Below are 6,000 nucleotides of genomic sequence, written 5' to 3'. Positions count from 1 at the left end.
CCCCCACTCCCCACTCCCCATTTTCAAGATAGACAGGTAAACCTAGATGATTAAGTTGATTAGTATTTTTCTGAGTCTGTTACTGATGTTTGGCTGGGGTGCACCAGTCATGGCACAATCTCAACCGCCCATAACTCAAGAACAGTTAAAACAAGGTGATGAGTGGGCAAATCAAGCATTTACAGCGACGAATCAAGGTGATTTTGCTAAGGCTGAAACTTACTGGACAAAGATTATTGAGCAATTTCCCACTAATGCAGGGGCGTGGAGTAACCGGGGAAATTCGCGGGTGAGTCAGAACAAATTGCCAGAGGCGCTGACAGATTATAACAAAGCTATAGAACTAGCGCCCAATGTCACTGATCCATATTTGAATCGGGGTGCGGCGTTAGAAGGGTTGGGAAAATGGTCAGATGCGATCGCAGATTATAATCATGTCTTAGAACTCGATCCTAAGGATGCGATGGCATATAATAATCGCGGCAATGCCAAAGGTGGTTTGGAAAAATGGTCAGATGCGATCGCAGATTACAAAAAATCTAATGAATTAGCTCCAAATTTTGCCTTCGCTCGTGCTAACTACGCCCTCGCTCTTTATGAAACTGGTCAAAAAGAGCAAGCAATTCGTGAGATGCGGAATATTGTCCGCAAATATCCCAGGTTTGCCGATATGCGTGCTGCTCTCACTGCTGCATATTGGGTAAATGGAGAACAAGGCGAAGCCGAAAGTAACTGGGTAGCAGCTTATGGGTTAGATAGCCGTTATAAGGACATTGACTGGGTAACAAATATTCGTCGTTGGCCTCCCAGTATGGTATCAGCTTTAGATAAATTCTTGAAACTCCAGTAGAAACTTCCATCTCAACAAAAATTCCTCTTTTTTGTTCCTATGTACCTGTTTTCTGGTATGGGTCATAAGCTTGATAGTGGCGGATGACTTCTGCAACTGACCAAGCTTGAGCGATCGCACCTCTGGGTATATGAGGTGAATCGCCATCAAAAATCTCAGAAATAGAACCAAGACAAGCGTCAAATAGGAAGTGATCTAGCAGGGGTTGCCAATCAAAAGGCAGCGATTTTTGGGGATAAAAACGTAGCCAAGCCCGAATATATGGGCCAATTAGCCAAGCCCAAACAGTGCCTTGGTGATAGGCGCGATCGCGCTGCTCTTGGTTGCCCTCGTATTTCCCTTTGTATTCGGGATCTCCTGGATCGAGACTGCGAAGACCATAAGGGGTGAGCAAACTGGCAGTTGCCAAATCTAATATCTGACACCCTTGCTGTGCCGAAAACCCACAATGGTGCAATGACAGCGCCAAAACAGCGTTGGGACGAATTTGAAAATTCCGGCGATCGTCCGGCTCAATAGTATCGTACAGATAACCTAGCTGAGGATTCCAGAACTTTTGCAGCGAGGTTTTCACGCGTTCTGCTTGTTGAGCATAACGCTGTGCTTGCTTAGTGAGACGCACTGGCTCACCAAACTCAAGCTGGCTCAAGCGTTCTGCCCACTGACTTAGCCAACATAAAGCAGAATACCACAGCGCATTGATTTCTACTGGCTTACCGTGACGGGGAGTGACAGGATGTGCCCCAATTACCACATCCATCCAGGTCAGCGCTACACCAGGAGCATCCCAACTAACTAGCCCATCAGTAGCATCGACCTGGATATTGTAGCGTGTGCCACCGACAAAGGCTTTGTAGATTTGCTGGACTACGGGGAATTGCTCTGCTAAAAACTGCCAGTCTTGGGTAGCTTCCAAATAAAGTCCTAAAGTTTCAATCCACCACAGCGCCGCATCAACGCTGTTATAAAAGGGTTCGCCATCGATATCAGGAAATGCATTAGGAATCAGACCGTGGCGACAGTAATGCCCAAAAGTTCGCAATACTCCTTTTGCTAGATCAAAGCGCTGTGTAACTAACGCCAACCCCGGTAAGGCGATTAAGGTATCACGTCCCCAGTCATTAAACCAGTGATAACCAGCAATGACCGTGGGGCCAGCAATTGAGGCTCGATAGACGATAAATTGATCGCTTGCTCTGAGTAGTTGCTGCCAAATTGGGGATTGGTAATTATTCCCCTGCTCCTGTGCTCCTCTGCTCCTCTGCTTCTGTGCTCCTTTGCCTCCCTCTCTCCATCCAAAAATTTGTGAGAGCCGATCTTGCTCTGCCTCTACAGCTTCTGCAAAGGTTTCGGGAGTAAGAACATCTGGCATTGAGTCGGGGAAACCTACTCGTGCTTCTAAAGTTACCGCATCTCCTGGTTGGAGTGTGACTATCAAGTAACCAGGACTGTGGAGGTCTTCCTTGTCGCCTAATCCCCGTTTCGTCTCCTCAGGCAATCCATAATTCCAATACAGAACTGCATCTGGTTGATAATTTCCTTGTGTCCAGCGCAAGTGCCAAGGTATACCAAAATGCCCAGAATTTACTGCTTGCAGACTGACTTGCTGTTGCCCTAGCAATTGTGAGAAGTGTAATTCTGGACTAGCAATTTGCTGGTGGTGAAAGTCACGTTCTGCTATCAGCAGTCGTAGCCGTAAAATTGCTGTATTACTTCCGTCATAGCGATACTGAATTAAAGTCCGATGGCAAAATTGGGACTGGAAAGTATTATTCTCTTCACTACTCCCTACTCCCCATTCGCTACTCCCTCCCCAACCATAAGGCATCACCAATTGTCTTGTTAACTGCCAGTTATCTTGACCCCAAATCCATTTTGGAACTGGGTTAATATCAAAACCGCGCAGCAATTCGCAGCCTGTCGGTTCAATCTGGCCGTTACCCCAAATATTTGTCCCCAGTGCCACAACGCTCCCTAATACTTCTAAGCTAGCTTCTAGGTGCGAAAACAGCAGAGTCCTCCCAGAAGGTGGGTTTGTAGCGGCAAACAGCCAACCATGATAAGTACGTGTGCGGACATCAGAAACCGTACCACTGGCAAAACTTCCTAAGCCATTGGTAAGCAACCATTCTCTTGTATCTAAATCAGGCATTTGCTACTCAAAATCGTTATGAGTATGATATAGTCGTAACAGATCGTAATTAAACTGTGAAAGCGTAGATGGGTGAGTTTTACTTGACCCGAATTTCAACGCTACTAAACCGATAAAGGAGAATTAGGTTAATGTCCCTCACTTACGGAACCGATGGGTGCCTTCGCGTTGGTCAACAAGCTCCCGATTTTACAGCAACGGCTGTAGTAGATCAGGAATTTAAGACAATCAAACTTTCCGATTATCGCGGTAAGTATGTCGTTCTGTTTTTCTACCCCCTAGACTTTACCTTTGTTTGTCCCACTGAAATCACAGCATTTAGCGATCGCTACGAAGAATTCAAGAAAATCAATACGGAAATCCTTGGGGCTTCCGTTGACAGTGAATTCTCTCACCTCTCTTGGATTCAAAGCGATCGTAAGTCTGGTGGTGTCGGCGACTTAAATTATCCTTTAGTCTCCGATATCAAGAAAGAGATTAGCGCCGCTTACAACGTTCTTGACCCAGCAGCAGGCATTGCTTTGCGTGGTCTGTTCATCATCGATAAAGATGGTATCATACAGCACGCCACTATCAACAACCTAGCTTTTGGTCGCAGCGTTGATGAAACCCTGCGGACATTACAAGCAATTCAGTATGTTCAGTCTCACCCCGACGAAGTTTGCCCAGCTGGTTGGCAACCTGGTGACAAGACAATGAATCCTGACCCAGTGAAGTCTAAAGTTTACTTCTCTACTGTCTAAATTTTACTAGCTAGCAAACTTTAATCCATCCTGGTGGAATTGAGAGAAAAATCAGTAAAAACCACAGATAAATAGAGATGCACATTAAATAGTGTCAGCCTCCGTATTTATAGGTGGTTTTTTCATAAAATGGTATTTGAAGAATAATTCAGAATTCAGAACAAGTATTGGACGAATAGAATTCGCTACTACACAGCCAAAGTCCAGGGAGCTGGACTAATACAATAACTCTTTGACAATCCAAAATCTAAAATCTAAAATCTAAAATGGTATTATGTTTACTTCAAGTGATTTTAGTGGCTTATTAAATGAGCGATTCTTCCGCAATTTTTTGCCAGTTCCAGCTAGTAATAAACTCCGGTTGGCAGTGGGGACACCAGATTTTCAACTGCCAGATATTACCAACGGAACTTTAGTAAAACTATCTGATTATAAAGGCAAGCAACCAGTATTACTGGCCTTGACTCGCATCTTTACTGAAAAGCAATATTGCCCCTTTTGTTTTCCTCACATCAAAGCGTTAAACGAGAACTACGAACAATTTAAAAATCGTGGCGTAGAAGTTTTGATGATTAGTAGTACTGATGAACGGCAGAGTCAAATAGTTGTTAGAGATTTAGGTTTAAAAATGCCGTTATTGAGTGATCCTAGTTGTCGGGTGTTTCGTACCTATGAAGTAGGACAAGCACTAGGAGCGCCTTTACCAGCCCAGTTTGTATTAGATAAAGAAGGGAAACTTCGCTACTGGCATTTATTTTCTTTTTTGGATCATAATGCTAGCGTTGACACACTTCTAGAACAATTCAATGTTTTATGACGATCGCCTTTACTTTGGTAGTGAAAACCTCACTCTAGCTGAAGTTGTGGCTGTAACCGTAGTAATATGGTTGCCAAGAGTAGGGATTTTCTTAAATGATTATCCTAAACTCAGTGCTTGGTGCGATCGCTTGATAGTACGTCCAGCATGGCAAGCTACGGAGACTACACCGGAGATAATAGAAGCCTTTAAGTCTATGATGGTGTCGAGAATGGCACAACAGAATGAAGGCTTGAAGCCCATCGACTCGACGAGCAAGCTTTGAGCTTGCCGTACCCCTGGGGGGAAGCAAGCTACGCGTGGTCATTAGTCATTACTCAGCACTCAGCACTCAGCACTTTTCATAGCTTGACTTGTTGCAAATGACTACGGGGATTATAGGTACGTATAGCCCGGATTTTTTCATAATATTCTCGCTCTTCTTGGCTGAGGTCTTTTGGTGGGGCGATCGCTACCTTCACCAACTGATCGCCGCGTCCACCTTTGGCGAGAGGCCAACCTTTACCACGTAAGCGCAAAGATTGTCCAGAACGCACCCCTGCTGGCAGTTTGACATTAACTGAACCATCGGGAGTAGGTACATCAATAGATGCTCCCAGAGTAGCTTCATCTGGGGTGATTGCCACTTCACAAACAAGATTATCGCCTTCCATTTGAAAGAACGAGTGCGACTGAAGTTCGACTTTTAAGTATAAATCCCCCCGTTGTTGAGTCATTGGGTTGATTTGACCTTTACCCCGCACCCGCAGACGAGTACCAGTTTTAGCCCCAGAGGGGATACGGACATCGATTGTTTCGTTACCTAAACTAAAGCGTTTTTGCACACCATTAAATGCTTCAGCAAAAGTTAGAGCGATCGCAGCTTCACTATCCTGAGCATTACTGGCACTTGCATCTTGAAACCCAAAATCGTTAAGGCCGCTAAAACCACTTGGCGCACCTGTGGAAGTACGGTAAGAGTAGCTTGGTTGCCCACCACGAGGGGTAGCACCACCAAAGCGTCCTAGCAACTCATTGATGAACTCATCAAAATTGCCGTATTGACTGAAGTCAAAGTTACCCATATCAGCACCAACACCGCCCGATGGGAAACCTTCACCAGCTTGTTTCCAATATTGACCAAATTGGTCGTACTTTTTGCGTTTATCTGAGTCTGAGACAACTTCGTAGGCTTCGCTAACTTCTTTGAAGCGTGCCTCTGCTTGTTTGTTGCCTGGATTAACATCAGGGTGATATTTGCGGGCTAGTTTCCGAAAGGCTTGTTTAATTTCCTCTGGAGTGGCAGTCTTACTGACTCCCAAAATTGCATAATAGTCTTTGAAGTCGGTCGCAGCCATCTACCAGCCTCCTATAGAAATTCAGGTTATGTTTTTTTAAGATGAGAGGTGTTTAATTGCCAGGTATAGTGCCAAGCAAAAATACTCTGATTTTAAATTAA

The 6,000-nt window shown here is 44.8% G+C and carries 6 protein-coding genes; 4 read left to right on the top strand and 2 right to left on the bottom strand.

The window, feature by feature from the left end:
• The first annotated feature begins 46 nt into the window (after positions 1–46).
• Positions 47–850: a tetratricopeptide repeat protein gene (locus F8S12_RS34435; RefSeq protein ID WP_196520747.1), complete on the top strand. Its 804-nt coding sequence runs from the start codon at positions 47–49 to the stop codon at positions 848–850.
• Positions 851–887: 37 nt separating this feature from the next.
• Here the strand turns inward: F8S12_RS34435 and F8S12_RS34430 are convergent, their stop codons facing one another.
• A complete protein-coding gene (locus F8S12_RS34430; RefSeq protein WP_196520746.1) occupies positions 888–3,002 on the bottom strand; it encodes an amylo-alpha-1,6-glucosidase in 2,115 nt (704 codons plus the stop codon).
• Positions 3,003–3,133: 131 nt separating this feature from the next.
• On the opposite strand from F8S12_RS34430, the gene F8S12_RS34425 reads away from it, so the two are divergent.
• The 3 genes from F8S12_RS34425 to F8S12_RS34415 all read left to right on the top strand — a co-directional run bounded on the left by F8S12_RS34425 (position 3,134) and on the right by F8S12_RS34415 (position 4,827).
• Entirely contained in the window at positions 3,134–3,745 is a 612-nt protein-coding gene (locus F8S12_RS34425; protein ID WP_196520745.1) for a peroxiredoxin, read from the top strand.
• Between the two features lie 274 nt (positions 3,746–4,019).
• On the top strand, positions 4,020–4,562 hold the full coding sequence (locus F8S12_RS34420) for a peroxiredoxin family protein (RefSeq protein WP_196520744.1): 543 nt from the start codon (positions 4,020–4,022) through the stop codon (positions 4,560–4,562).
• The gene (locus F8S12_RS34415) at positions 4,552–4,827 is read left to right on the top strand and encodes a glutathione S-transferase family protein (protein ID WP_196520743.1); all 276 of its coding nucleotides are present in this window, start codon (positions 4,552–4,554) and stop codon (positions 4,825–4,827) included. Before F8S12_RS34420 ends, F8S12_RS34415 begins: the two co-directional genes overlap by 11 nt.
• Before the next feature lie 76 nt (positions 4,828–4,903).
• Here the strand turns inward: F8S12_RS34415 and F8S12_RS34410 are convergent, their stop codons facing one another.
• Positions 4,904–5,899, bottom strand: coding sequence for a DnaJ C-terminal domain-containing protein (locus tag F8S12_RS34410; RefSeq protein ID WP_196520742.1), 996 nt, complete (start codon positions 5,897–5,899; stop codon positions 4,904–4,906).
• Positions 5,900–6,000: the final 101 nt, after the last annotated feature.

It is taken from the genome of Nostoc sp. WHI (assembly GCF_015714725.1).
Lineage (GTDB): Bacteria > Cyanobacteriota > Cyanobacteriia > Cyanobacteriales > Nostocaceae > Nostoc.
Note: the sequence above shows the minus strand (reverse complement) of the source record. Positions and strands in the feature narration are given on the sequence as shown.